The organism is Paraburkholderia sp. PAMB 6770 (assembly GCF_057748135.1).
This window is the reverse complement of record NZ_CM173238.1, coordinates 1,896,697-1,921,818: the sequence shown is the minus strand read 5'-3', so window position 1 is coordinate 1,921,818 and position 25,122 is coordinate 1,896,697. Positions and strand designations below refer to the sequence as shown.

Below are 25,122 nucleotides of genomic sequence, written 5' to 3'. Positions count from 1 at the left end.
CAGTGTGCGGCATGCCGCGCCGTGAGTCGCGGCGCGCTTCAGTGCGGATGTGCGTCAACCGACATGCTGTGGATGAATTTGCCGAGGAAGCGCTCGCATGCGTCGATTTGTTCGAGCGCGACGAATTCGTTCGCCTTGTGCGCCTGCTGGATATCGCCCGGTCCGCAGACGATGCTCGGGATCCCCGCGCGCGAGAACAGCCCCGCTTCGGTGCCGTAGGCGACCTTGCGCTTGTCCTGGTCGGCGGTCAGCGCCCGCACGAGCTGCGTGATCGCCGCCTGCTCGGTCGCGTCGAGCCCGGGGGCGGCGGCGATCTTCGAAAATTCGATGGCCGCGGCCGCGTGTTCGCGGCGCATCGCCGGCAATAGCGTCTCGAGCGCGTAGTGCTCGATGCGCTGGAAAATCGACTCGGGGTCGAGCGTCGGCAGATTGCGGAACTCGAACTGGAAGCGGCACTCCGCCGGCACGGTATTGATCGCGTTGCCGCCTTCGATCGTGCTCGTCTGCGCGGTCGAAAACGGCACGTCGTAGAGTTCGTCGAACGGGCCTTGCGCGCGGAACTGGTCGGCGATGTCGCGGATGTGGCAGATGAGCCGCGCCGCGTATTCGATCGCGTTCAGTCCTTTGGGCGTGAGCGAGGAATGCGCGGCCTGCCCGCGCACGCAGCACTGGTACGCGTTGATGCCCTTGTGCGCGATGATCGGGCGCATGCTGGTCGGTTCGCCGACGATGCAGCCGTCGGGGCGGATGCCGCGCTTCATCAGATCGGCGATCAGCAGCGGCGCGCCGACGCAGCCGACCTCCTCGTCGAACGACAGCGCGAGATGGATCGGTTTCGCGAGCTTCGTGCGCTGCATCTGCGGCACCAGCGTGAGCGCCGTGCCGATGAAGCCTTTCATGTCGCAGGTGCCGCGGCCATAGAGCCGCGCGTCGCGCACCTCGGGGCGGAACGGATCGCTGTCCCACTGCTGGCCGTCGACGGGCACGACGTCCGTATGACCAGACAGCACGATGCCGCCGTTGGTCTCGCCGTCGTGCGCGGGAACGGTGGCAAACAGATTGGCCCATTTGCCGCTGGCGTCGTGCGTGAGCGTGGACTCGACGCCAAGCGCGCGCAGCGCGTCGCGCACGGTCTCGATCAGGCCCAGGTTCGGATTGCGGCTGACCGTGTCGATCGACACGAGCCGCGTGATCCACGCGAGCGCCGCCGGCGTGTCGGTGGGGGAGGAGGCCGGCGCCTGGTGCGAAAGCGTTGAGTCGGCTACGTGAGACATGACGGGACTCCAGCTTTTAAGTCTTTCCATCATACCGAAAAGGCCGGTCGCGCCCAAGCATGATCATGCGATCTGCATTTTTGCGGCGCAGCATGACGGCGGGGCGCATGGGGGGGCGAAACGGCTGGGAGATGGCCGTCAAAGGGCGGGGAGATGGCTGCGAGAGGGCTGGGTAAAGGCTGGGCAAAGGCTGGTGAGGGGCGCGTGCCGCCGGCGCTCTATCCGAAGGGCGGCGTGCGGCGGCTACCGGGCGGTGCTCCGCGCTGTGCGCACCGCACCGCACCGCAGTAGGCTACGCTGCCGCGCACCGCCGCGCACCGCCGCGCACCGCCGCGCACCGCCGCGCACTAAGCCAAAGCACTAAGCCAAAGCACTAAGCCAAAGCACTAAGCCAAAGCACTAAGCCAAAGCACTAAGCCAGGCACTACGACGCGCGTGCGCCGGCTCCCGCCGTGCCGCGCGCCGGCGCGCCGAGCGCCCGCAGCGTTTCCTTCACGGTGGCCACGCGCACCGCAAGATCCGGGCTGCGCGTTTCGATGCGCAGCTTGTCCTGGCCCGCGAGCTTGATGTGCCGGTGCTTCTGCACCATCTCGATGATGCGCATCGCGTCGATCGGCGGGTTGGGCACGAACTGCAGGCCGATGGCCGCCTCGCCCGCATCGATCTTCGAAATGCCGAGGGGCCTGGCTGCGAGCCGCAGCCGGTGGGTTTCGATCAGCGCGTGGGCTTGCGGCGGCAGCTTGCCGAAGCGGTCGATCAGTTCCTCCTGGATGCCGTCGATCGCGTCGTTGTGCTCGCAGTTCGCGAGGCGCTTGTACAGCGACAGCCGCTCCTGCACGTCGCCGCAATAGTCGGCGGGCAGGATCGCCGGCGCGTGCAGGTTGATCTCGGTCGTGGCGGCGAGCGGGGCGGTCAGATCGGGCTCCTTGCCGTCCTTGAGCGCCTTGACCGCGTCGTTCAGCATGTCGGTGTAGAGCTGGAAGCCGATCTCCTGGATCTCGCCCGACTGCTTGTCGCCGAGCACTTCGCCCGTGCCGCGGATCTCGAGATCGTGCATCGCCAGGTAGAAGCCGGAACCGAGCTCCTCCATCTGCTGGATCGCTTCGAGGCGGCGCTGCGCCTGTTTGGTGAGGCCCTGCGGGTCGTGCACCAGCAGATACGAATAGGCCTGGTGGTGCGAACGGCCGACGCGCCCGCGCAACTGATGCAGTTGCGCGAGGCCGAACTTGTCGGCGCGGTGAATCAGGATCGTGTTCGCGCTCGGCACGTCGATGCCGGTCTCGATGATCGTCGTGCACAGCAGCACGTTCGCGCGCTGCGCGACGAAGTCGCGCATCACGCGTTCGAGCTCGCGCTCGTGCATCTGGCCGTGCGCGACGGCGATGCGCGCTTCCGGGACGAGCGCTTCGAGCATCTGCCGGCGGTTCTCGATCGTCTCGACCTCGTTGTGCAGGAAATACACCTGGCCGCCGCGCTTGAGCTCGCGCAGCATCGCCTCGCGGATCACGCCGTCTTCCTCGCGCCGCACGAAGGTCTTGATCGCGAGCCGCTTCTGCGGCGCGGTGGCGATCACCGAAAAGTCGCGCAGCCCTTCGAGCGCCATGCCGAGCGTGCGCGGAATCGGTGTCGCGGTGAGCGTGAGTACGTCGACCTCGGCGCGCAGCGCCTTCAGCGCCTCTTTCTGCCGCACGCCGAAGCGATGCTCCTCGTCGATGATCACGAGCCCGAGGCGCTTGAACTGCACGTCGGAGGACAGCAGCTTGTGCGTGCCGATCACGATGTCGACGCCGCCCTCGTTGATCTGCCGGATCGCGGTGCTCACTTCCTTCGCCGAGCGAAAGCGCGAAAGCTCCGCGATCTTCACCGGCCAGTCCGAGAAGCGGTCCGTGAAGGTCTGCGTGTGCTGCTCGGCGAGCAGCGTGGTCGGCGACAGCAGCGCGACCTGCTTGCCGCCCATCACCGCGATGAACGCCGCGCGCAGCGCCACCTCGGTCTTGCCGAAGCCGACGTCGCCGCACACGAGCCGGTCCATCGGCTTGCCGCTCGTCATGTCGCCGATCACCGCGGCGATCGCCGCAGCCTGATCGGGCGTTTCCTCGAAGCCGAAACTCTCGGCGAATTTCACGTAGTCGCGCGGTTCGAGCCCGAACGCGTGACCCTCGCGCGCCGCGCGGCGCGCGTACAGGTTCAGCAGTTCGGCGGCGGTGTCGCGGATCTGCTGTGCGGCCTTGCGCTTCGCCTTTTCCCACTGGCCCGAGCCGAGCGCGTGCAGCGGCGCGCTTTCGGGGTCGGCGCCGCTGTAGCGCGAGATGACGTGCAACTGCGCGACCGGCACATAGAGCTTGCTGTCGCCCGCGTATTCGAGGTGCAGGAATTCGGTTTCGCCCTCGCCGAGGTCCATCGTCACGAGACCCATGTAGCGGCCGATGCCGTGCTGCGCATGCACGACCGGGTCGCCGACCTTCAGCTCCGACAGGTCGCGCACCATCGAGTCGACGTTGCTCGCCTGCTCCTGGCGGCGCCGGCCGGCGCGGCGCGCGAGCGGCCCGTAGAGCTCCGTTTCGGTCATGACGGCCACGCCTTCGGCCGGCAGCGCAAAGCCTGTGGCGAGCGGCGCGACCGCAAGCGAGAAGCGTGCGTCGCCGGCGAGCCAGGCGGCGAAGTCGTCGCTCGCCGCGGGCCGCAGCTGATGGTCCACCAGCAGTTGCAGCAGCGTTTCGCGCCGCCCGGCGGATTCGGCGGCGAACAGCACGCGGTTAGGGGTGCTTGCGAGGAAGGCGCGCAGCGCGGCGACCGGGTCGTCCGCGTGCCGGTCGAGCGCGAGGTTCGGCAGCGGCGTGGCCCAGCCGCCGCCGCTGTCGGCGGGCAGCGCGAGCCGCGCGAACGGCTTGGCGAGCGTGAAGAAGTCCTGGTCGGACAGGAACAGCCGCTGCGGTTCGAGAATCGGCCGCTCGCGATCGTGCGCGAGAAAGCTGTGACGCTGCTTCGTGTCGTTCGTGAAGCGGCGGATCGCGGCTTCGAGGTCGCCGGCGAACACGAGCTGCGCGTGCGGCGGCAGGTAATGGAACAGCGTAGCGGTGTCTTCGAAGAACAGCGGCAGATAGTATTCGATGCCGGCCGACGGCACCCCGTTGCCGATATCCCGATAGATCGACGCGCGGCTCGGGTCGCCCTCGAACACCTCGCGCCAGCGGCTGCGAAACGCGGTGCGCGCGGCCTCGTCGAACGGGAATTCGCGCCCCGGCAGCAGGCGCACGTCGTGCACCGGATAGAGGCTGCGCTGCGTGTCCGGATCGAACGCGCGGATCGAGTCGACCTGGTCGTCGAACAGGTCGATCCGGTACGGCAGCGGCGAGCCCATCGGGAACAGGTCGATCAGCGAGCCGCGCACGCAGTATTCGCCGGGCCGCACGACCTGGCTCACGTGCTCGTAGCCAGCCAGCGTGAGCTGCGCCTTCAGCTTCGCCTCGTCGAGGCGTTCGCCCTGCGCGAACGAGAACGTGTAGGCCGCCATGAACGACGCCGGCGGCATCCGGTACAGCGCCGTGGTAGCGGGCACGACCAGGATGTCGCAGCGCCCCTCGCCGAGATCGTGCAGGGTCGCGAGACGCTCGGACACGAGGTCCTGGTGCGGCGAGAACGTGTCGTAGGGCAGCGTTTCCCAGTCCGGCAGCAGCCGCACGCGCGCGTCGGGCGCGAACACGCGGAGCTCCTGCGTGAGCCGTTGCGCATCGACCGCGCTCGCGCAGACAACCGCGAGCAGCGGCACCTGTGCACGGTATGCGAGATGGTAGCGGGCGATCAGCAGCGCGTCGGCCGAACCGTGGACGCCGTCGAAGACGAAACGCTGGCCGGTCTTGACGAGCGCGACGGGCGGGGAGGACTGCGAGGATGCGGCGATATCGGGCATAGAGGGGAAAGCAGCCGGTGGCTCGGACGTGAGCGGCAAGTTTACGCGGGTCGTGGCGAGTATGCGAAAGACCTATTATAAAATCCGTCCTTCACTTTGACTCTGCGGCTTCCGCTTCCGTGACTTCCCGCCTCTTTGCCCTGATTCCGTGCGCCGGCACCGGCAGTCGTTCCGGCGCGCCGGTGCCCAAACAATACCGCACCGTCGCCGGTCGCGACCTGCTGCATTATTCGCTCGCCGCGTTCGATGCGTGCAGCGAATTCGCGCAGACGCTCGTCGTGATCGCCCCGGACGACCCGCATTTCGACGCGCGGCGCTTTGCCGGCCTGCGTTTCGTGGTGCGCCGCTGCGGCGGCGCGTCGCGTCAGGCGTCGGTGCTCAACGGGCTGCACGCGCTCGCCGAATTCGGCGCGCGCGACGACGACTGGGCGCTCGTGCACGACGCCGCGCGCCCCGGCATCACGCCGGCACTGATCCGCTCGCTGATCGCCGCGCTGAAGGACGACGCGGTGGGCGGCATCATGGCGCTGCCGGTCGCGGACACGCTCAAGCGGATGGCGCCGGCGAGCGGCGGACGGATTGCGCGCACCGAGGCGCGCGACGGCCTGTGGCAGGCGCAGACGCCGCAGATGTTCCGCATCGGCATGCTGCGCGACGCGATCCTGCAGGCCCAGCACGATGGGCACGACCTCACCGACGAGGCGAGCGCGATCGAATGGGGCGGCCATGCGCCGCGGCTCGTGCAGGGCAGCCTGCGCAACTTCAAGGTCACCTATCCGGAAGACTTCGATCTGGCCGACGCGATTCTCAGCCGGCCCGCGGCTTCCTGAGCTGTTTCCTCGTTGACAACGGACTTCTCCAGCCTATGGATTTCAGAATCGGACAAGGGTATGACGTGCACGCGCTGGTGCCCGGACGCCCGCTGATCATCGGCGGCGTGACGCTGCCTTACGAGCGCGGCCTGCTCGGCCACTCGGACGCGGACGTGCTGCTGCACGCGATCACGGACGCGCTGTTCGGCGCCGCGGCGCTCGGCGACATCGGCCGCCATTTCTCCGACGCGGATCCGAAGTTCGCCGGCGCCGACAGCCGCGTGCTGCTGCGCGAATGCGCGGCGCGCGTCGCGCAGGCGGGCTTCGCGATCGGCAACGTCGACAGCACGGTGATCGCGCAGGCGCCGAAGCTTTCGCCGCATATCGAGGCGATGCGCGTGAACATCGCCGCCGATCTGCAGTTGCCGCTCGAACGTGTCAACGTGAAGGCGAAAACCAACGAGAAGCTCGGCTATCTCGGCCGCGGCGACGGCATCGAGGCGCAGGCGGCGGTGCTGCTGGTGCGCCGGTAAGCCGGCGCGAACGCGCGGCAGCGGCGCTGCGGCCGGGGCGGCGGTCACTGGCGGCCGGTGACTGGCGACCGGTGACCGCCAGTCACCGCCTGTCGTCTGCAGTGGCCGGCGGCGGCTAACCGTGACCGCCGTCGTCTGCTGTGGCCTTCGGCGGCTAACCGTGACCGCCAGCGGCTGTCGGGGCGCGCCAGTGGTCTGCGGTGACTGTCAGTGGCTGCCAGTAACCGTCAGTGGCCGGCGGCGGCTGTCAGTGGCCGTCAGCGGCTAACCGTGACCGTCAGTGGCCTTCGGCGGCGAGCACCTGTGCCGCCGCGTTGATCACTGCGGCGATCCGTCCGACGTCGCGCAGTTGCGTCGCGCTCATCCCTTCGGCGAGCAGCGTGTCGAAGTGCGACTTCACGCAGAAGTGGCACTTGCCGACGATCGACGCGGCGAGCGCGTACATTTCGAAGCGCCGCTTGTCGACGCCGCCATGCGACGCATACGCGTTCATCCGCAGGCCGGCCGGCTGCGACTTCAGATCCGTGCTGCCGCTCATCTCGACATACGGATACCAGACGTTGTTCATGCCCATCAGCGCTGCCGCGGTCAGCGTCGCGTGGACTTCCTCCGGCGAGAGCACGCCGGCTTCGCGGATCGCGGTGATCAGCACCGTGCTCTTCGCGGCAAACGCCGCGGCCAGTGCGACGCCGACCGCATCCGCGCCTTCCAGCGACGAGCGCGCGATGGTGCCGTCCAGATTCAGGCGGATGTCTTTTGCGTAATCGGGAATACGTTCCTTGATCGCGGCCAGAAATTCCATGGATCGCTCCTGTCATAGGATAAAAAAAAGCCCGCCGGCTCTTTCAAGCGAAGCGGGCTGGCGACGGCGGGCGATTACAGCGTCGCGCCGCCGACCGCGCGGTTGCACGGGCACAGTTCGTCCGTTTGCAGACCGTCGAGAATGCGCAGCACTTCTTCCGGGCTGCGGCCCACGTTCAGGTTATTCACCGACACGTGCTGGATCGTGTTGTCCGGGTCGACGATGAACGTCGCGCGCAGCGCCACGCCCGCTTCCTTGTCGCGCACGCCGAGCTGGTCGATCAGTTCGCCCTTCACGTCGCCGAACGCGTAGTGGTTCAGCTTGTTCAGATCCTTGTGCTCGCGACGCCATGCGAGCTTGACGAATTCGTTGTCCGAGCTGCCGCCGAGCAGCACCGCGTCGCGCTCGGCGAACTGGCCGGCGAGCTTCGCGAATTCGACGATTTCGGTCGGGCACACGAACGTGAAGTCCTTCGGGTAGAAGTAGATCACTTTCCACTTGCCCGGGAACGACTGTTCGGTGATGTCTTCGAACGCCGACACGCCGTTTTCTTCGTGGTGGTTGAAGCCCGGCTTTGCAGCGGTGACGGTGAACGCTTCGAGTTTGTCGCCAACGGTTTTCATGTGGAAGACTCCTTGGGGTGTGGAAAAACGCAGTCCGTTACGCTAACGGACCGCCGTAACGGATTCGTTACACCAAACCCAGTCTACCATCTATTATTGCATCGCATCAATAGTTTTTAACTATTTAATCGGATAGATTTTCTTCACTGCGCCGATAGCCTGCACGAAAGGCACCGGGGAATGGGGACGCAACAGCATGGATATTGCGCGGCGCCCGCATTGGCGCGGCTGCGCGACGCGCGCGTGCGGCGCCGCGGGAAGCGGGCGGGCCGGCGACGGCGGGACTACGACGCCTCCGACGCCTCCGACGCCTCCGACGCCTCCGACGCCTCCGACGCCTCGCGATACCGCGGGCGCGGCTGCGCGACGCGCGTCAGGTGCTGCGTGCGAGCGGAAACTCGATCGTGACTTCGAGCCCGGGGCCGGGCGTGCGGTTGCGTAGCCGCAGGCCGCCCCGGTAACGGCCGACAAGACGCTGCACGATCGCCATGCCGAGGCCGGTGCCGTTTGCCTGGGTGCGCGCGGAGTCGACCCGGTAGAACGGCCGGGTGACGAGCGCAAGCTGGTCTTCGGGGATGCCGGGGCCCTCGTCGACCACCGACAGTTCCACCCGCGAATGCGACACGCGCGTTTCGATCATTACGTGCGGAATGCCGTCGGTGGCGCTGCGGCCATACTTGCGGGCGTTTTCGAGCAGGTTGCCGATGACGCGGCGCATGTCGGTTTCGTCCGCGTCGATCACCGCGGACGGCGCGAGCCGCGTGATGAGCCGCATGCCGTCCTCGGACGCCATGCGCGCCGCCAGTTCCTGGGCGACCACCGACAGGTCGACCGGTTCGGACACCTTCTGCACCGGCCGCGCGTAGTCGAGGAAGCGGCCGATGATCATGTCCATCTGCTCGATGTCGTCGACCATCGCGTTCTTCGTGGTCTGATCCGACGGGCTCATTTCGGTTTCGAGCCGCAGCCGCGCGAGCGGCGTGCGCAGGTCGTGCGAGATGCCGGCGAGCATCAGCGCGCGGTCCGCATCGAGCTGTTCGAGATCGCGCACCATCTGGTTGAAGCTGCGGTTCGTGTCGGCGGCCACACCCATGCCTTTTTCCGGCAGCAGTTCGGGCGACTGCCCGGAGCCGACCTTGCGCGCGGCCAGCGCGAGCCGCGAGAACGGCCGGTTCACGAGACTCGTGATGAACGCCGCGCCGAACAGCGACAGCGCGAGCGCGAACACGCCCCAGCCGGCCCACTGCAGGCCCGTCGCGTTGTCGAGCTGGTCGCGGTCGAGCGCGACCCAGTAATCGTCGTCGTCGATCTTGAAGCTGATCCACACGCCCGGAATGCCGTTGACCGACTGCGCGATCACCGTGTCGTCGCCGAGGCGGCCGCGAATGTCATGCTCGATCAGCCGGTTCAGCGACTCGTTGGGCTGCAGCACGTATTTGTCGGTGGTTTCGCGCGGGTAGACGCGCACCCCTTCGTTGCTCTCGAGATCCTGCAGCAGCGCGCGCCGCAGATCGGGATCGGAGTAGAGCAGTGCAGTGCGCGTGAGCTTCACGATCGCGACGAGCTGCAGCGCCACGCGCTGCGCGCGCGGCTCCCGCTCGATCACGCGAAAGCTCTGGAACCAGGCGGCGAGACTGACTGCGATCAGCAGCGCGATCAGCAGAAAGGTTCGCCAGAAGAGGCCGCCGAACAGCAGTGTCAGGAGGCGGCGGTTGATCCGCATGGGCCCTTCTTGTCGCAAGGCAAAAACGGAACGTGCAGACAAGCTCAGGCTGCGCCGTCGGGAATGAACACGTAGCCCAGCCCCCAGACGGTCTGGATGAAGCGGGGGCTGCCGGGATCGGGCTCGATCAGCTTGCGCAGCCGCGAGATCTGCACGTCGAGGCTGCGGTCGAACACTTCGTATTCGCGGCCCCGGGCGAGTTCCATCAGCTTCTCGCGCGACAGCGGCTGGCGCGGATGACGGGCGAACACCTTCAGCACCGAGAATTCGCCGGTCGTGAGCGGAATTTCCTGGCCGGCCTTCGTGAGCGTGCGCGTGGCGAGATTCAGCGCGAACTCGCCGAACTCGAATACCTCGGTGGTCTCCGACGGCGCGCCCGGCAGCTCGGACGGCGCCTGGCGGCGCAGCACCGCGTGGATGCGGGCGACCAGCTCGCGCGGATTGAACGGCTTCGGCAGATAGTCGTCGGCGCCCATTTCGAGCCCGACGATGCGATCGACATCTTCGCCCTTGGCCGTGAGCATGATGATCGGCGTGCGGTCGTTGCTGCCGCGCAGGCGCCGGCAGATCGACAGGCCGTCCTCGCCGGGCAGCATCAGGTCGAGCACGAGCAGGTCGAAGCGCTCGCGCACCCACAGCTTGTTCATGGACGGTGCGTTCTCGGCGACGTAGACGTTGAAGCCCTGCTCGCCGAGATAGCGGCGCAGGAGGTCGCGCAGGCGCGGATCGTCGTCGACGACGAGAATTTTCGATGGGTTCTTGGTTTCCATGGACGGCATCTTAGCGCGATTAGAAAGTGATGCGAGTTTGCAGCAAATCTCGGGTTACAGTCAGTTACAAAATTTACCCGCACTGTGGCACGACGTAAAGCGGGCACGCGTAGACTCCTGTACTGCTTGCGCCTGTTCGGTGGATACTTCAATCGTTCAAAAAATTCTGATACTCGCGCCCTGTACCTTTTCCGGGGCCCGTTTCACGCACTAAAGGTAGCCGGTTGCCGCACCACGAAGGGAACAAGATGAAGGGAGGGGTTTGGCCCACAGTGCGCCGGAGCGTGATCGCCATGGCTGTGGCCAGCACGCTCGGTGGCACGCTGAGCCCGACGCTCGCCCACGCCCAGCCCCACGTCGACCGGCCGCAGCACGACTCCCATCTCCGCGGACGCTTTCCCAGGACCGCTCATCACGCGCACTCGTCCTTCAGCGGCCAGCAGCATGCACCGGACTTCCTGATGGGCTCCGGGGTACCGCCCGACCTCGACCAGGGCCGCCGCGACGGCCACATGACGCCGGAAGAGCGGCGCCTGCTGCGCCAGCATATCGAAGACGCGGTACGCGAGCTGTATCGTCGCTAGGCAACGCCGGCCGCATCCTGACAGGTGGCGCGGAAGGGCCCCGAGCGTACCGTCGACCCCGCCTGTCCCGTTTCTCTACCCCGCCTCGCGTTGCCTCGCGTCATGCGAGGCGCAGCTTGCCTGCGCGCCTGGGCCGCGAGGCAGTCCGATGGACCCGCGCGTGCGGTTGCACTAAGCTGGAGCGCGAGCCGGCGTGCGGCGCAGCCGCATGATGTCGCGCGCGGCGCCGGGGCGGATCCCGGTGCGCGCGATGCGGCAGACGTGACGCGAACCGGCGAGGGGCGGCATGAGACGGCGCGATTTTCTGACGATGACCGCCAGCGCGAGCGCGGCGCTCGGGTTGGCGCGCGTGCCGGCCGTCGCCGCCGTCGCCGCCGCGGCGGCGCGCGAGCGGCACGTCGCCGGCGGATATCGCAATCTGCTGATTCTCGTCGAACTCGCGGGCGGCAATGACGGCCTCAATACGGTGATTCCGTACGCCGATCCCGCTTACCCGATCTTGCGTCCGCGCATTGCGATCCGCCGCGAACAGGTTGTGCCCCTCGACGAACGCAGCGCACTGCATCCCGCGCTCGCGCCGCTGATGCCGCTGTGGCGCAGCGGCGAACTGGCCATCGTGCAAGGGATCGGCTACGCGCAGCCGAATCTGTCACATTACCGCTCGATCGAAATCTGGGACACCGCGTCGCCTGCGGATCGCTATCTGCGCGAAGGCTGGTTGACGCGCGCATTTGCGCAGCGCGCGGTGCCGCGCGGGTTCGCCGCGGATGGCGCCGTCATCGGAACGGCGGAAGAGGGGCCGCTTGCGCACGGCGCACGCGTGATCGCGCTCGCCGGGGTTGCCGGGGTCGCCTGCGGCCGCGAGACGTCGGGCCGGCGGCTGCACGAGCGGCGTCGCGTGCGCGGGCCGGGCGGCGCAGCCGGTCTTGCGGTGGGCGAGGTCGCGGTGGCCGGTGAGCGTCCGGGGTTCGTGGGCGCGCCGCCGTTGCGTACGGTATTTCCCTCCGGCGCGTTTGGCGCGTCGCTGCGGACCGCGATGTGCTGGCTGGCAGCGGCCGATGCCGCGCCGCGCGCGTCCGCGCGGGGCGTGGCGGTGCTGCGCCTGACACTGAACGGCTTCGATACCCACCGCTGTCAGCCGGACACGCACGCCGCGCTGCTCGGGCAACTGGCCACGGGTCTTGCGTCGCTGCGCGCGGCGCTCGTCGAGCTAGGCCGCTGGCAGCGCACGCTGGTGATGACCTGCTCCGAGTTCGGCCGGCAACCGCGCGAGAACGGCGAGCGCGGCACCGAGCACGGCACGGTCGCGCCGCATTTCGTGCTGGGTGGCCGCGTGCGTGGCGGCCTGTATGGCGCGCCGGCCGTGCTGACGCAACTCGACGGCAACGGCCAGTTGCCGGTCCGCGTCGATTTCCGCCAGCTTCACGCGACCGTGCTCGACGCCTGGTGGGGGCTCGACGCGACCGCCGTGCTGGGGCGACGTTTCGCACTGCTGCCGCTGCTGCGCGGCTGACGCCGGGAGCGCGGCGCGGCCGATGCGCGTGACCAGATCCGTGCGACCTAGCGTGTGCGACCTAGCGCGCGCGGGCGGCGCGCCACGCGATCCACAGCTTGCGGATCGGCGTCAATGCGATGCGCTGATGGAGCACGTGGTATCCGTCACGCTCGATCTCGTCGAGCAGGGCCTGCGCGAGCGCGGCCTGAGCGCGCAGCGTGCGCTGCGCGCGCCGCTCGGCCGGCGGCAGCGCGGCCAGCGCGCCGCGCAGCGCATCGCGCGCCCGGGTGGTCTGGTAGCGCATCAGGCTCGTGAACGCGTCGCTATAGCGGCGGTTCAGCAGGTCGGCGGCGGTGACGTCGAAGCGCTGCAGTTCGTCGATCGGGATATAGATGCGCCCGTGCCGCGCGTCGTCGCCGAGATCGGTCACGCACTGCGCGAGCAGCAACGCCTCCCCAAGCGGTTCGGCCCACGTCGCGGCGCGCACGGGATCATGCGCGGTGCTGCGCGCGACCAGGCCGGCGAACGTGCCGCCCACGCGCTGCAGATAGCGGCGCAGGTTCGCGTAGTCGAGATAGCGGGCCTGGTCGAGATCCATTTCGAATCCGGCGAGCAGCGCCTGCAGTGCGGGGCAAGTCTCTTCCACCGCGGCACCCAGGTGCGCGGCGAGCGCATGGGACACCGGGTGCGACGGATTACCGGAGGCAAGTGCGGCCGTTTCCTTCTGCCACCACGCGAGCCGGGTGCGGCCGACGGTCGGGTCGCTCGTCTCTTTCACGGTTTCTTCGAACTCGCGGCGCAGCGCGAAAAGCGCGGTCAGCAGCGGCTGGCTTCGCATGGGCGCCTGGCGCAGCGCGTAGTAGCTGCTTGAGCCGGGCGGCGCCGCTTTTTGCTGGCAGTATTCGTCGAAATTCACGGGGGCAGGAGATGGCTTCGGCGCGTCCGCCGCGGGCGTTGCGTGGCACGCGCCGGACCGGGTCGCCGGCGGGCGACAGCGCAAAATTGTAGCATCGGCGCGCGCCGCGCGGATGCAGACAAGCGCGGAGCAATCGGTTAGAATTCGGCCCCTACGCTTTCGGAAGCCGTGTCGCCGCAGTCGCGCCGGCCAGCGTTCGCGAGCAGGCCAGACATCGGTTGCGCGTGCTGCGCGTCGACCGGCTGCGAGGATGGCGAAATTGGTAGACGCACCAGGTTTAGGTCCTGACGCCAGCAATGGTGTAGGGGTTCGAGTCCCCTTCCTCGCACCACCCTTGTCGTATGTTTCATATCGGCCCCGTCGTTCCCCGGTGAACGACGGGGCTTTTTGTTTCGGTGCGCCGCGTGCACAGCGGCAGCCCAACCCGGCTTTGCATGCCGTGCACCGTCCTTGCCCCATTCTTGCGGCATCTCGCGGGCACGGACCGGATGCACGGAAGCAGGCGAGCATGCGCTCGCCAGATGGTTGCGCGCACAACTATTTACGCCTATGCTGGCGACAGCTCGTGCGGCCGGCTGATCGCGCGGGTGACCCGTCAGACGAGGAGCCGCACATGAGCGCAGTCGATCCGCAGGCGACGCTGCACGCGCAGCCGCTGCAAGACGCACATCCGGACTTGAGCGCGAAGTCTAGCGCGCACGCAAGCGCCACGGCAGACACGCGCGCCGCCGAGGCCGCGTTGCGCATCCAGCTTGCCGGCTGCTACCGGATCTTCGCGATGCTCGGCTGGACCGAGCTGATCTACAACCACATCACGGTGCGTGTGCCGGGGCCGCAGCGGCATTTCCTGATCAACCCGTTCGGCTTGCATTACACGGAGGTGTGTGCGTCGAATCTCGTGAAGGTCGACCTTGACGGCCACGCGGTCGACGCATCGCGCCATCCGGTGAATCCGGCCGGCTTCGTGGTTCACGCGGCGCTGCATCGCGCGTTGCCCGATGCGCACTGCGTGATGCACACGCACACGACGGCCGGACTCGCGGTCGCGTGCTCGAAAGCGGGTCTGGAGAATTCGAACTTCTATTCCGCCCAGCTCGACGGGATGGTCGCGTATCACGATTTCGAAGGGATCACGCTGCGCGCGGACGAAGGTCCGCGCCTCATCGCGAATCTCGGCGACAAGCGCCTGATGGTCTTGCGCAATCACGGCCTGCTGTCGGTCGGCACGACGCTCGCGCAGGCGTTCGCGCGGCTATGGACGCTCAATCGCGCGTGCGAGGTGCAACTGGCGACGGCGGCGCTGGGCGCGGCGCGCATGATCCCGGCGGAGATCGCCGCACAGTGCACGCGCGACGCGCTGCAGTTCGATCCGCGGCACGGCGCGGGGCAGGACGTGTTCGACGCGTTGCTGCGGCTCGTCGATCGGGCGGATCCGTCATACCGGGAGTAACGCACGCATGAACCCACAACCGATTCGTACGACGATCGTCGGCGCCGGGGCGATCGGCGGCCTGATGGCTGCCGCGCTCGCGCGCGCCGGGCACGAGGTTGCCGTGCTCGCGCGCGGTGCGACGCTCGCGGCGATCCGCAGCAACGGCATTCGCGTCGTCGCCGATGGGCGCGCAACGGTCACGGCAGTGGCGGCCTGTGCCGAGGCTGCCGAGGTCGCCGCAGCGGGCGTGCAGGACTATCTCGTGATCGCGCTGAAGGCGCAGGCGCTGCCCGGACTCGCTGCGCGGCTGCGGCCGCTCGTGGGTCCGGCGACGGTCATCGTGGCCGCGATGAACGGTCTGCCGTGGTGGTTCCTGAACGGGTTGCCGGGCCCGCTCGACGGGCAGACGATCGACGCGGTCGATCCCGGCGGGGTGGTGTCCGCGGCGCTGCCGCCCGCGCAGGCGATCGGCTGCGTGGTGCATCTCGCGTCGTCGACCGATGCGCCCGGTGTGATCCGCCGCGGCCGCGGCAACACGCTGATCGTTGGCGCGCCGGCGCCCGGGCTGTCGGCGCAGGCTGCCGGGTTCGCCGCGGCGTTGCAGGCGGGCGGCTTCGACGTGAGCGTCACGCCGCGCATCCGCGACGAAATCTGGAGCAAGCTGTGGGGCAACATGAACATGAATCCGCTGAGCGCGCTGACCGGCTCCACCGCGGACGTGCTGCTCGACGACCCGCTCACGCATGCGCTGATCCTGCGCATGATGGAAGAGGCTGAGGCGATCGGCGCGCGTCTTGGGCTCGCGAGCGGCATGAGCGCGCCGGAGCGGGTGGCCGTCACCCGCAAGCTGGGGGCATTCCGCACGTCGATGCTGCAGGACGCCGAAGCCGGACGCCCGCTCGAACTCGGTCCGATTCTCGGCGTGTTCCCGGAGCTCGGGCGCAAGCTCGACGTGCCCACCCCGTACTGCGACGCCGTGCTCGGCCTGCTGCGCCAGCGCGTCGCGAATTCGGCGGCTTCGAGAAATGCAGCGAATCCGGAGAATTCAGCGGGGGCGGCCGGATCCGCGTGACGCGGGTGGCGGGGCCGGCCTCCGGCGCATTGCAGGGCAATGGGGGCGCCGCCCCCCGGGGCGGCTTTGCGGCTTTGCGGCTTCGTGACTTCGCGGCGGTGTAGCGGCGCGGCGGTGTAGCGGCGCGCGTATGCTCAGTGCGCCCGCCCGCCCGGCGGCGCGGATGCGCCGGTCAGTCGATCTGCGATTGCGCGTGCTCGATGATCCTGTCGAGCGCGGCGCCCAGCAGCGCTTTTTCCTTGTCGTCGAGGCAGGCGAACAGATCGGCGTTCCATTTGCGCGCGATCGGCATGATCTTGCGGTAGAGCGCACGCCCCTGTGCCGTGAGCGAGATCAGGACGACGCGGCCGTCCTGCGTACTTGTTTCGCGCTCCAGCAGCCCCTGGCGGATCAGCGCCTCGGCGGCGCGGCTGGCCTGGCTCTTGTCGAGGTTGGCGTGCCGCGCGAGCTCCATGACCGAGAACGGGCCGAACGACCCGACGGACGCGATCACGCGCGCTTCCGGCAGCGTGACCCCGAGCTTGTCCGCGTAGCGCTCGCCGATGCCCCGCTCGGAAAGCTTGTTCAGCACATGCAGGCGATAGGTCAGAAACTGTTCGAGTCCTGCTTTGGCGGAAGCCTTCATGGTTGTCCCGGTCGTGAGTGGAGGCGGTCGTGGCGGTGTGATTGTTGCCGCAACGGCCGTACCGGTCAACGCGCGCCGAAGTGCAGCCGGGTGAGCTGCTCCGCTTCGTTGGCGAGCAGGTGCGCGGCGTCGCGGATCGCGGCGTCGAGCGTGATCGGGCCGGGCGCCGGCGAGAAGCAGCCGGCGAAATGCTCGGCAAGGCGCGGCAGAGCCGCCGGGTCGACGGCGCCCGAGAGCAGCGTGGCCGGCACGCCGGCCGCGCGCGCATGCGCGCAGGCGATGAAGGGCGCCTTGCCGTGCAGCGTCTGCACGTCCGAGCGGCCTTCGCCGGTGATCAGCCAGTGCGCGCCGGCAAGTGCCGCGTCGAGCCCGATCTCGCGCGCGACGGTCTCGGCGCCCGGCTCGAACTGCGCGCCGAGCATGTGCAGCGCGAAACCGAGCCCGCCCGCTGCGCCGGCGCCCGGCAACGCGCGCGCGCTGCGCCCGAGCGCGGCTTCGAGGAGGTCGGCGAAGTGTCCGAGCGCCGCGTCGTAGCTTGCCACCTGCTCGGGCTTCACGCCCTTTTGCGGACCGAATATCGCGGTGGCGCCGTGCTCGCCGGTGAGCGGGTTGTCGACGTCGGACATGCCGACGAAGTGCGCTTCGGCGAGCCGCGGGTCGAGCTGCGACGCGTCGATGCGCGCGAGCCGGGCGAGCTGCGCGGGCGTCGGCGCGACCGGGTGGCCCGCGGCGTCGAACAGCTGCAGCCCGAGGCCGACCAGCAGGCCGGCGCCGCCGTCATTGGTGCTGCTGCCGCCGAGCGCGACGAAAAAGCGCCGCACGCCCGCGTCGAGCAGCGCGCGAATGGCTTCGCCCATGCCGACCGAGTAGCGCTCGCCGACCGGCACGCCCATCCCGTCCGGGTCGGTAATGCCGACGATTTCCGCGGTCTCGACGATCGCGCCATGGTCCGCGAGCAGCCCCGTGGCCGCCTCGCGCGGATGGCCGGCCGCGCCGCGCACGCGCAGCAGGCGCCGCTCGCCGCCGCGCGTGAGCATGGCGTCGAGCGTGCCTTCGCCGCCGTCGGCCATCGGGCAGATGCGCACGCTCGCGTCGGGGCGCGCGCGCGTCACGCCGGCGGCGATCGCCTGCGCGACCTGCTCGGCGCTCAGCGAGCCTTTAAAGGAATCGGGAGCGATGACGACGACGGGCGCGGACGACGGGATAGGCATGGTGTCTCTGAAGGGTTGGAATCGTGGTGAGGCGCGGGCGGATCCGGCCAGCGCGCGTTCGCTAGCTTAGCAGCATGATGCGCGCGGCTGAATACACCGAAAGGCATAGCGTCCATTGACGGCGGGAATGGGAAGCGGCGCCGGAACGGCGGGAAGGCGCGGTGCCGGCGGGCGCGATGACGCGCGCGCGAAAACCGCCCCGAAAACACCTGAAAAGCGCCGGAAAAGGGATGAAAGCGGGCTCCGGCGATCGAATCCGGGCTAGGCGTGCGAATAGTTTGCTAAACTATTGGGCTCTTTGGACTGGAACCGTGCTGCCGGCGGCCTGCAGGCCCGCGGCGCAGGCGCCCGCCCGATGCGCAGTGACATCGGCAGCGGCACGCAGAAGATCACTGGATCACTGATTCGCTCGAATAATTTTAGGACGATTGAAGCCATGGCTAACGTTGTTGAAAACCTCGGCAAGCTCGAACGCCGCGTGACGATTTCCCTGCCGAAGGATGCCGTGCAGAAGGAAGTGGATTCGCGGATCCGCCAACTCGCGAAGAACGTGCGCATGCCGGGCTTCCGCCCGGGCAAGGTGCCGCTGAAGATGGTGACGCAGCAGTATTCCGGCCAGGTGCAGGCCGAGGTGCTGAGCGACAAGGTGGGCAAGCAGTTCTTCGACATCAGCCGCGCGGAAAACCTGCGCGTGGCGGGCCAGCCGAGCTTCGCGCCGAAGTCGGACGCCGCCGAGGGTGACTTCGCGTTCGACGCGACCTTCGAGGTGTACCCGGAAGTGACGCTCGGCGACATCGCGACCGTCGAACTCGAACGCACCACGACCACCATCGGCGAGGCGGAAGTCGACCGCACGCTCGACATCCTGCGCAAGCAGCGCGTGCACTATCACGTGCGCGGCGAGGCCGGCGAGCACGGCGACGGCGGCGGCGAGGTTGCGGCGAAAGACGGCGACCGCGTGACGGTCGACTTCGTCGGCAAGCTCGACGGCGAAGCGTTCCAGGGCGGCACCGCGGAAGACTTCGCGTTCGTGCTCGGCGAAGGGCGCATGCTGCCGGAGTTCGAGAAGGCGGCGCTCGGCCTGAAGGCCGGCGAAGCGCGCGAATTCGACCTCGCGTTCCCGGCGGACTATCACGGCAAGGAAGTGGCCGGCAAGACCGCGCAGTTCACGATCACGATGAAGCGTATCGAGTGGCCGCACCTGCCCGGGATCGACGCGGAATTCGCGAAGTCGCTCGGCATCGCCGACGGCGACCTCGTCAAGATGCGCGCCGAAATCAGGGACAACCTCGAGCGCGAAGCAAAGCGCCGCACGCAGTCCATCGTCAAGAACCAGGTGATGGACGCGCTGCTGAAGGTCGCCGAGCTCGACGTGCCGAATGCGCTGATCGAACAGGACCAGGAGCGCCTCGTCGAGATGGCGCGTCAGGATCTCGCGCAGCGCGGCGTGCCGAATGCCGACAGCGCGCCGATTCCGGCCGAGATGTTCAAGGAGCAGGCCGAGCGTCGCGTGAAGCTCGGCCTCGTGCTCGCCGAGCTCGTCAAGGCGAACCAGCTCGAGGCGAAGCCCGAGCAGATCCGCGCCGAAGTCGACGAGTTCGCGAAAAGCTACGAAGACCCGAAGGAAGTCGTCCGCTGGTATTATTCGAACCAGCAACGTCTTGCCGAAATGGAGTCCTACGTCGTCGAATCCAACGTCGTGGAGTTCGTGCTGGGCAAGGCCAAAGTGACGGACAAGGAAGTGAGCTTCGAAGAGCTGGCAAGCGCAACCGCGCAGCCGCAGGCTTAAGACGCCGCAGTAACGGCGTGCCGGCTGTCGCAGTGACGGCTCGCACGCCGTTTTTTCGTGCCGCGCGCGCTTTCATGCGCGGCGGGGCGCTTGAATACGGCGTGCGCACACCCACCTGTCCGGTATCGACACCTATTTCCAGACAAGGATCCATTGCATGACCTTTCGCGCTCAAATGCTGGACACGTTGACTTCCCAGTCGTCGCGGGATCTCGAGGCGCAGGCGCTCGGACTGGTGCCGATCGTCGTGGAAACGAGCGGTCGCGGCGAGCGCTCGTACGACATCTATTCGCGGCTGCTGAAGGAGCGGGTGGTGTTCCTCGTCGGCGAGGTGAACGATCAGACCGCGAACCTCGTGATCGCGCAGTTGCTGTTCCTCGAAAGCGAGAATCCGGACAAGGACATCAGTTTCTACATCAACAGCCCGGGCGGCTCGGTGTCTGCGGGCATGGCGATCTACGACACGATGCAGTTCATCAAGCCGGACGTGTCGACGCTGTGCATGGGGCTCGCGGCGAGCATGGGTGCGTTTCTGCTCGCCTCCGGCGCGAAGGGCAAGCGCTTCGCGCTGCCGAACGCGCGCGTGATGATTCACCAGCCGCTCGGCGGCGCGCGCGGCCAGGCGTCGGACATCGAGATCCAGGCGCGCGAGATTCTGTACCTGAAGGACCGCCTGAATCATCTGTTGTCGCATCACACGGGGCAACCGGTCGAGCGCATCGCGCGCGACACCGATCGCGACAACTTCATGTCCGGCGACGACGCGCAGGCCTACGGCCTCGTCGATCAGGTGCTGCACAAGCGTCCGTAATCCGGACAGTGTCGCGCCGGGCGGAAACGCGGGATCCGCCCGGGGTCGAAACGCGCACCGCAAGTAGGGTCGCGTCATTCAGAACGCGTCAAAAACGCATCAGAACGCCTGCGGCAAGCGCCGTCACAGCCTGTGCGGATTCGCCCCGACTGCGACGCAGGGGCAAACGGCGTATCATGTAATCGAGTGTCCGGAGGCTCACACATCTATGGCGGACAAAAAAGGTTCTAACAGCGAAAAGCTGTTGTATTGCTCGTTCTGCGGCAAAAGCCAGCATGAGGTGAAAAAGCTGATTGCGGGCCCGTCGGTGTTCATCTGCGATGAATGCATCGACCTGTGCAACGAAATCATCCGCGACGAAGCCGCGGGCACGGGCGCCGAGGCGGGTCTGTCCCGCTCCGACCTGCCGAGTCCGCAGGAAATCCGCGAGATCCTCGACCAGTACGTGATCGGGCAGGAGCGCGCGAAGAAAATTCTCGCGGTGGCGGTGTACAACCACTACAAGCGCCTGAAGCATCTCGACAAAAAAGACGACATCGAACTGTCGAAGAGCAACATCCTGCTGATCGGCCCGACCGGCTCCGGCAAGACGCTGCTCGCGCAAACCCTCGCGCGGCTGCTGAACGTGCCGTTCGTGATCGCGGACGCGACGACGCTGACCGAAGCCGGCTACGTCGGCGAGGACGTCGAGAACATCATCCAGAAGCTGCTGCAGAACTGCAATTACGAGGTCGACAAGGCGCAGCGCGGCATCGTCTACATCGACGAAATCGACAAGATCAGCCGCAAGTCCGATAACCCGTCGATCACGCGCGACGTGTCCGGCGAAGGCGTGCAGCAGGCGCTGCTGAAGCTCGTCGAGGGCACGATGGCGTCGGTGCCGCCGCAAGGCGGCCGCAAGCACCCGAACCAGGACTTCATCCAGGTCGACACCACGAACATCCTGTTCATCTGCGGCGGGGCGTTTGACGGCCTTGAAAAGGTCATCGTCGACCGCACGGAAAAAACGGGGATCGGTTTCGGCGCGAGCGTGAAGAGCAAGCAGGATCGGGACGCCGGCGAGGTGCTGCGCGAAGTCGAGCCTGAAGACCTGATCAAGTTCGGCCTGATTCCCGAGCTGATCGGCCGCCTGCCGGTCGTCGCGACGCTCGGCAAGCTGGACGAGGCAGCGCTGATGAAAATCCTCGTCGAGCCGAAGAATGCGCTCGTGAAGCAGTATCACAAGCTCTTCAGCATGGAGCGGGTGGAACTGGAGATTCGTCCGGCCGCGCTGCAGGCCGTCGCGCGCAAGGCAATCCGCCGCAAGACCGGCGCACGCGGCCTGCGCTCGATTCTCGAGCAGGCGCTGCTCGACGTGATGTACGAATTGCCGGCGATGAAAGGTGTTAGCAAGGTCATCATCGACGACAACGTCATCGACGGCGACGGCAAGCCGCTTCTGATCTACGAAGACGCACCGAAGGTCGCGGGCTCGAACTGACCGGCGCGCCGGTCTGTGCAGCAGGAGCCGTTCATGGCAGCGTGAACGGCTTTTTTGTTTATCTTGGGTTAGGATGGGTGTGTTTCCTTTGGAGTCACTGAACTTTTCCCACACGCAGAGGCCTTGTAATCGTTTTTGCCGGCCTCACCTTCGAACGAACTGATACCACTCATGGGGAAATGAAATGTCAGGAACCCAACTCCTCCCGCAGGAACGTACTACGCTCCCGCTGCTCCCGCTGCGTGACGTGGTGGTTTTCCCGCACATGGTGATTCCGCTGTTCGTCGGGCGCCCGAAATCGATCAAGGCTCTCGAAGCAGCGATGGAAGGCGGCAAGCACATCATGCTGGTTGCCCAGAAAACGGCGGCCAAAGACGAGCCGACCGAAAAGGACATGTACGAAGTAGGATGTGTCGCCAACATCCTGCAAATGCTGAAGCTGCCGGACGGCACCGTGAAGGTGCTCGTCGAAGGCTTGCAGCGCGCGAAAACGCTGTCGATCGAAGAGCAGGAAACGCTCTTTTCATGCGAAGTCATGCCGCTCGAACCGGATCATGCGGATGGCGCCGAAACGGAGGCGCTGCGCCGCGCGATCGTGTCGCAGTTCGACCAGTATGTGAAGCTGAACAAGAAGATCCCGCCCGAGATCCTGACGTCGCTGTCGGGCATCGACGAGGCCGGCCGGTTGGCGGATACCATCGCCGCTCATCTGCCGCTCAAGCTCGACCAGAAGCAGCACATCCTCGAAATGTTCCCGGTCGTCGAGCGACTGGAGCATCTGCTTGCGCAGCTCGAGGCCGAGATCGACATCCTGCAGGTCGAAAAGCGCATTCGCGGGCGCGTGAAGCGCCAGATGGAAAAGAGCCAGCGCGAGTACTACCTGAACGAGCAGGTCAAGGCGATCCAGAAGGAACTGGGCGAAGGCGAAGAGGGTGCCGATCTCGAGGAGCTCGAGAAGCGCATCACCGCCGCGCGCATGCCGAAGGAAGCGAAGAAGAAGGCCGATGCCGAGCTGAAGAAGCTCAAGCTGATGTCGCCGATGTCGGCGGAAGCGACCGTCGTGCGCAACTACATCGACACGCTGATCGGCCTGCCGTGGCGCAAGAAGAGCAAGGTCAACAACGACCTGTCGAACGCCGAGCGCGTGCTCGACGAGGATCACTTCGGCCTGGAAAAGGTGAAGGAGCGCATTCTCGAGTATCTCGCGGTGCAACAGCGCGTCGACAAGGTGAAGGCGCCGATCCTGTGCCTCGTCGGGCCGCCGGGGGTGGGCAAGACGTCGCTCGGGCAGTCGATTGCGCGCGCAACGAACCGCAAGTTCGTGCGCATGGCGCTCGGCGGCGTGCGCGACGAAGCCGAAATCCGCGGCCACCGGCGCACGTACATCGGGTCGATGCCCGGCAAGATCCTGCAGAGCCTGACCAAGGTCGGCGTGCGCAATCCGCTCTTCCTGCTCGACGAAGTCGACAAGATGGGGCAGGACTTCCGCGGCGATCCGTCGTCGGCACTGCTCGAAGTGCTCGATCCGGAGCAGAACCACACGTTTGCCGATCACTACGTCGAGGTCGACTTCGACCTGTCGGACGTGATGTTCGTCGCGACGTCGAACTCCCTGAACATTCCGCCGCCGCTGCTCGACCGGATGGAAGTGATCCGCCTGTCCGGCTACACGGAGGACGAGAAGGTCAGCATCGCGCAGCGTTACCTGCTGCCGAAGCAGAAAAAGAACAACGGCCTGAAGGATGGCGAGATCGAAGTGGCCGAAAGCGCGGTCCGCGACATCATTCGTTACTACACGCGTGAAGCAGGGGTGCGTTCGCTCGAGCGTGAAATTTCGAAGATCTGCCGCAAGGTCGTCAAGATGTTGCTGCTGAAGAAGGCCGAGGGCGCGGTGAAGGTCACCGGCGAGAACCTCGACACGTTCCTCGGCGTGCGCAAGTACGACTTCGGTCTGGCCGCGAAGGAGAATCAGGTCGGTCAGGTGACCGGGCTCGCGTGGACCGAGGTGGGCGGCGATCTGCTCACGATCGAGTCGGCGGTGATGCCGGGCAAGGGCAACGTGATCCGCACGGGGTCGCTCGGCGACGTGATGAAGGAATCCGTCGAGGCCGCGCGTTCGGTGGTGCGCTCGCGCTCGCGGCGCCTTGGCATCAAGGATGAGGCGTTCGACAAGCAGGATATCCACATCCACGTGCCGGAGGGCGCCACGCCGAAGGATGGTCCGTCGGCCGGCATTGCGATGACGACCGCGCTGGTGTCGGTGCTGACAGGCATTCCGGTGCGCGCCGACGTCGCGATGACGGGCGAAATCACGCTGCGCGGTGAAGTACTGCCGATCGGCGGTCTGAAGGAGAAGCTGCTGGCGGCGCACCGTGGCGGCATCAAGCTGGTGCTGATTCCGGAAGAGAACGTCAAGGATCTGACGGAGATTCCGGATAACGTGAAGAACGCGATCGAGATCGTGCCGGTCCGCTGGATCGACAAGGTGCTCGAACTGGCGCTCGAACGCGTGCCGTCGCCGTTGCCGGACGAAGAGCCGAAGGCCGATGCGCCTGTGGCAGCCGAGCCCGGCAAGGATGCGGCGACCGAGGTGGTCAAGCACTGAACGCGACACGTCGGCCTGACGCGCGACCCGAAACCCGCGGCATCGTCCGCGGGTTTTTTCATGGGCGCGCAGGGCCGGCGGGCGTCGCCGCGATGCATCCGTCCCAACGATTGGGTTGCGCGACCAGTGTGGCGCACGGCGTCCCGCGCGCCTCCGGCCTCGCGCGATGCAGTGCGCCGCGCAGGGGTCCGGCAAGCCCGCCCGATCGGGCGCAACCCCGCTTGACACAAGGGATTCGGCCCATTCTAATGGCTTGGCTTGGCTTGGCTTGGCTTGGCTTGGCTTGGCTTGGCTCGGCGTCCTGGCCGCTCCCGTTGGCCCACGCGACGCTGCGCCAACACGATTGCCCAACAACATTCTCGGGGGTTGGAATGAACAAGACGGAGTTGATCGATCACATCGCAGAACAGGCCGATATTTCGAAGGCAGCAGCAGGCCGCGCGCTCGAGGCGGTGATCGGCGGAGTCAAAGGCGCATTGAAGAAGGGGAGTTCGGTCACGCTGGTGGGTTTCGGCACGTTCGCGGTCGGCAAGCGCGCCGCGCGTACCGGACGCAATCCGCGCACCGGCGCAGCGATCAAGATCAAGGCAGCGAAGGTTCCGAAATTTAGGCCTGGCAAGGCGCTGAAAGATGCGCTAAACTAGCGGGCTCGCTG

General features: G+C 67.1%; 20 protein-coding genes and 1 tRNA gene. 12 read left to right on the top strand and 9 right to left on the bottom strand.

Annotated features, from left to right (window positions below):
- Nucleotides 1-38: 38 nt before the first annotated feature.
- Both argE and mfd read right to left on the bottom strand, forming a co-directional pair.
- A complete protein-coding gene (argE, locus tag AC3AP7_RS08735) occupies nt 39-1,274 on the bottom strand; it encodes an acetylornithine deacetylase (protein ID WP_475763933.1) in 1,236 nt (411 codons plus the stop codon).
- A 424-nt stretch (nt 1,275-1,698) separates the two neighbouring features.
- Complete coding sequence (mfd, locus tag AC3AP7_RS08730) at nt 1,699-5,184, bottom strand: transcription-repair coupling factor (protein ID WP_475763935.1); 3,486 nt, start codon at nt 5,182-5,184, stop codon at nt 1,699-1,701.
- 119 nt (nt 5,185-5,303) lie between these two features.
- Between mfd and ispD the strand changes: the two genes are divergently transcribed.
- Nucleotides 5,304-6,014, top strand: a complete 711-nt coding sequence (gene ispD / locus AC3AP7_RS08725) for a 2-C-methyl-D-erythritol 4-phosphate cytidylyltransferase (protein WP_475763937.1) — start codon at nt 5,304-5,306, stop codon at nt 6,012-6,014.
- A 35-nt stretch (nt 6,015-6,049) separates the two neighbouring features.
- Nucleotides 6,050-6,529, top strand: a complete 480-nt coding sequence (gene ispF, locus AC3AP7_RS08720) for a 2-C-methyl-D-erythritol 2,4-cyclodiphosphate synthase (protein WP_475763939.1) — start codon at nt 6,050-6,052, stop codon at nt 6,527-6,529.
- A gap of 277 nt (nt 6,530-6,806) precedes the next feature.
- Here ispF and AC3AP7_RS08715 read toward each other — a convergent pair whose 3' ends face one another.
- The 4 genes from AC3AP7_RS08715 to ompR form a co-directional block, all read right to left on the bottom strand.
- Entirely contained in the window at nt 6,807-7,331 is a 525-nt protein-coding gene (locus AC3AP7_RS08715) for a carboxymuconolactone decarboxylase family protein (protein WP_475763941.1), read from the bottom strand.
- 74 nt (nt 7,332-7,405) lie between these two features.
- The gene (locus AC3AP7_RS08710; RefSeq protein ID WP_475763943.1) at nt 7,406-7,954 is read right to left on the bottom strand and encodes a peroxiredoxin; all 549 of its coding nucleotides are present in this window, start codon (nt 7,952-7,954) and stop codon (nt 7,406-7,408) included.
- A gap of 373 nt (nt 7,955-8,327) precedes the next feature.
- Nucleotides 8,328-9,677, bottom strand: coding sequence for an ATP-binding protein (locus AC3AP7_RS08705; RefSeq protein ID WP_475763945.1), 1,350 nt, complete (start codon nt 9,675-9,677; stop codon nt 8,328-8,330).
- A gap of 44 nt (nt 9,678-9,721) precedes the next feature.
- The gene (gene ompR, locus AC3AP7_RS08700; RefSeq protein ID WP_475763947.1) at nt 9,722-10,456 is read right to left on the bottom strand and encodes an osmolarity response regulator transcription factor OmpR; all 735 of its coding nucleotides are present in this window, start codon (nt 10,454-10,456) and stop codon (nt 9,722-9,724) included.
- A gap of 239 nt (nt 10,457-10,695) precedes the next feature.
- Between ompR and AC3AP7_RS08695 the strand changes: the two genes are divergently transcribed.
- Both AC3AP7_RS08695 and AC3AP7_RS08690 read left to right on the top strand, forming a co-directional pair.
- Nucleotides 10,696-11,031 carry a hypothetical protein gene (locus AC3AP7_RS08695; protein WP_475763949.1) on the top strand — a complete coding sequence of 112 codons (336 nt, stop codon included), beginning with the start codon at nt 10,696-10,698 and terminating at the stop codon, nt 11,029-11,031.
- 286 nt (nt 11,032-11,317) lie between these two features.
- Nucleotides 11,318-12,544: a DUF1501 domain-containing protein gene (locus tag AC3AP7_RS08690; protein WP_475763950.1), complete on the top strand. Its 1,227-nt coding sequence runs from the start codon at nt 11,318-11,320 to the stop codon at nt 12,542-12,544.
- Between the two features lie 61 nt (nt 12,545-12,605).
- On the opposite strand, the gene AC3AP7_RS08685 is transcribed toward AC3AP7_RS08690, so the two are convergent.
- Nucleotides 12,606-13,442, bottom strand: coding sequence for a squalene/phytoene synthase family protein (locus AC3AP7_RS08685; RefSeq protein ID WP_475763952.1), 837 nt, complete (start codon nt 13,440-13,442; stop codon nt 12,606-12,608).
- Between the two features lie 244 nt (nt 13,443-13,686).
- On the opposite strand from AC3AP7_RS08685, the gene AC3AP7_RS08680 reads away from it, so the two are divergent.
- The 3 genes from AC3AP7_RS08680 (at nt 13,687) to AC3AP7_RS08670 (ending at nt 15,946) form a co-directional block, all read left to right on the top strand.
- Nucleotides 13,687-13,773 (top strand) — tRNA-Leu (locus AC3AP7_RS08680).
- Nucleotides 13,774-14,055: 282 nt separating this feature from the next.
- Complete coding sequence (locus tag AC3AP7_RS08675) at nt 14,056-14,892, top strand: class II aldolase/adducin family protein (protein WP_475763954.1); 837 nt, start codon at nt 14,056-14,058, stop codon at nt 14,890-14,892.
- 7 nt (nt 14,893-14,899) lie between these two features.
- Nucleotides 14,900-15,946 carry a 2-dehydropantoate 2-reductase gene (locus AC3AP7_RS08670; RefSeq protein WP_475763956.1) on the top strand — a complete coding sequence of 349 codons (1,047 nt, stop codon included), beginning with the start codon at nt 14,900-14,902 and terminating at the stop codon, nt 15,944-15,946.
- A gap of 172 nt (nt 15,947-16,118) precedes the next feature.
- Here AC3AP7_RS08670 and AC3AP7_RS08665 read toward each other — a convergent pair whose 3' ends face one another.
- Nucleotides 16,119-16,571, bottom strand: coding sequence for a MarR family winged helix-turn-helix transcriptional regulator (locus tag AC3AP7_RS08665; protein WP_475763958.1), 453 nt, complete (start codon nt 16,569-16,571; stop codon nt 16,119-16,121).
- A 65-nt stretch (nt 16,572-16,636) separates the two neighbouring features.
- Nucleotides 16,637-17,782 carry a glycerate kinase family protein gene (locus tag AC3AP7_RS08660; RefSeq protein ID WP_475763960.1) on the bottom strand — a complete coding sequence of 382 codons (1,146 nt, stop codon included), beginning with the start codon at nt 17,780-17,782 and terminating at the stop codon, nt 16,637-16,639.
- A 436-nt stretch (nt 17,783-18,218) separates the two neighbouring features.
- On the opposite strand from AC3AP7_RS08660, the gene tig reads away from it, so the two are divergent.
- From tig to AC3AP7_RS08635, 5 genes are all read left to right on the top strand, one after another.
- Nucleotides 18,219-19,571: a trigger factor gene (gene tig / locus AC3AP7_RS08655; RefSeq protein ID WP_475763961.1), complete on the top strand. Its 1,353-nt coding sequence runs from the start codon at nt 18,219-18,221 to the stop codon at nt 19,569-19,571.
- Nucleotides 19,572-19,728: 157 nt separating this feature from the next.
- Entirely contained in the window at nt 19,729-20,382 is a 654-nt protein-coding gene (gene clpP, locus AC3AP7_RS08650; protein ID WP_475763963.1) for an ATP-dependent Clp endopeptidase proteolytic subunit ClpP, read from the top strand.
- A gap of 208 nt (nt 20,383-20,590) precedes the next feature.
- Entirely contained in the window at nt 20,591-21,862 is a 1,272-nt protein-coding gene (gene clpX, locus AC3AP7_RS08645; protein ID WP_475763965.1) for an ATP-dependent Clp protease ATP-binding subunit ClpX, read from the top strand.
- Nucleotides 21,863-22,046: 184 nt separating this feature from the next.
- Complete coding sequence (gene lon, locus AC3AP7_RS08640; protein ID WP_475763967.1) at nt 22,047-24,467, top strand: endopeptidase La; 2,421 nt, start codon at nt 22,047-22,049, stop codon at nt 24,465-24,467.
- Nucleotides 24,468-24,838: 371 nt separating this feature from the next.
- Nucleotides 24,839-25,111 (top strand): HU family DNA-binding protein, encoded by a 273-nt coding sequence (locus AC3AP7_RS08635; protein WP_475768010.1) that lies wholly within the window; start codon nt 24,839-24,841, stop codon nt 25,109-25,111.
- Nucleotides 25,112-25,122 lie beyond the last annotated feature (11 nt).

Bases quoted from the DNA above. Each gene is read 5' to 3' on its own strand.
- mfd (WP_475763935.1), bottom strand. From the start codon at position 5,184: ATGCCCGATATCGCCGCATCCTCGCAGTCCTCCCCGCCCGTCGCGCTC.
- AC3AP7_RS08635 (WP_475768010.1), top strand. From the start codon at position 24,839: ATGAACAAGACGGAGTTGATCGATCACATCGCAGAACAGGCCGATATT.
- tig (WP_475763961.1), top strand. From the start codon at position 18,219: ATGGCTAACGTTGTTGAAAACCTCGGCAAGCTCGAACGCCGCGTGACG.
- ompR (WP_475763947.1), bottom strand. From the start codon at position 10,456: ATGCCGTCCATGGAAACCAAGAACCCATCGAAAATTCTCGTCGTCGAC.
- AC3AP7_RS08715 (WP_475763941.1), bottom strand. From the start codon at position 7,331: ATGGAATTTCTGGCCGCGATCAAGGAACGTATTCCCGATTACGCAAAA.
- ispF (WP_475763939.1), top strand. From the start codon at position 6,050: ATGGATTTCAGAATCGGACAAGGGTATGACGTGCACGCGCTGGTGCCC.
- clpX (WP_475763965.1), top strand. From the start codon at position 20,591: ATGGCGGACAAAAAAGGTTCTAACAGCGAAAAGCTGTTGTATTGCTCG.
- clpP (WP_475763963.1), top strand. From the start codon at position 19,729: ATGACCTTTCGCGCTCAAATGCTGGACACGTTGACTTCCCAGTCGTCG.
- AC3AP7_RS08670 (WP_475763956.1), top strand. From the start codon at position 14,900: ATGAACCCACAACCGATTCGTACGACGATCGTCGGCGCCGGGGCGATC.
- lon (WP_475763967.1), top strand. From the start codon at position 22,047: ATGTCAGGAACCCAACTCCTCCCGCAGGAACGTACTACGCTCCCGCTG.
- AC3AP7_RS08675 (WP_475763954.1), top strand. From the start codon at position 14,056: ATGAGCGCAGTCGATCCGCAGGCGACGCTGCACGCGCAGCCGCTGCAA.
- AC3AP7_RS08690 (WP_475763950.1), top strand. From the start codon at position 11,318: ATGAGACGGCGCGATTTTCTGACGATGACCGCCAGCGCGAGCGCGGCG.
- AC3AP7_RS08695 (WP_475763949.1), top strand. From the start codon at position 10,696: ATGAAGGGAGGGGTTTGGCCCACAGTGCGCCGGAGCGTGATCGCCATG.
- AC3AP7_RS08705 (WP_475763945.1), bottom strand. From the start codon at position 9,677: ATGCGGATCAACCGCCGCCTCCTGACACTGCTGTTCGGCGGCCTCTTC.
- AC3AP7_RS08710 (WP_475763943.1), bottom strand. From the start codon at position 7,954: ATGAAAACCGTTGGCGACAAACTCGAAGCGTTCACCGTCACCGCTGCA.
- AC3AP7_RS08665 (WP_475763958.1), bottom strand. From the start codon at position 16,571: ATGAAGGCTTCCGCCAAAGCAGGACTCGAACAGTTTCTGACCTATCGC.
- argE (WP_475763933.1), bottom strand. From the start codon at position 1,274: ATGTCTCACGTAGCCGACTCAACGCTTTCGCACCAGGCGCCGGCCTCC.
- AC3AP7_RS08660 (WP_475763960.1), bottom strand. From the start codon at position 17,782: ATGCCTATCCCGTCGTCCGCGCCCGTCGTCGTCATCGCTCCCGATTCC.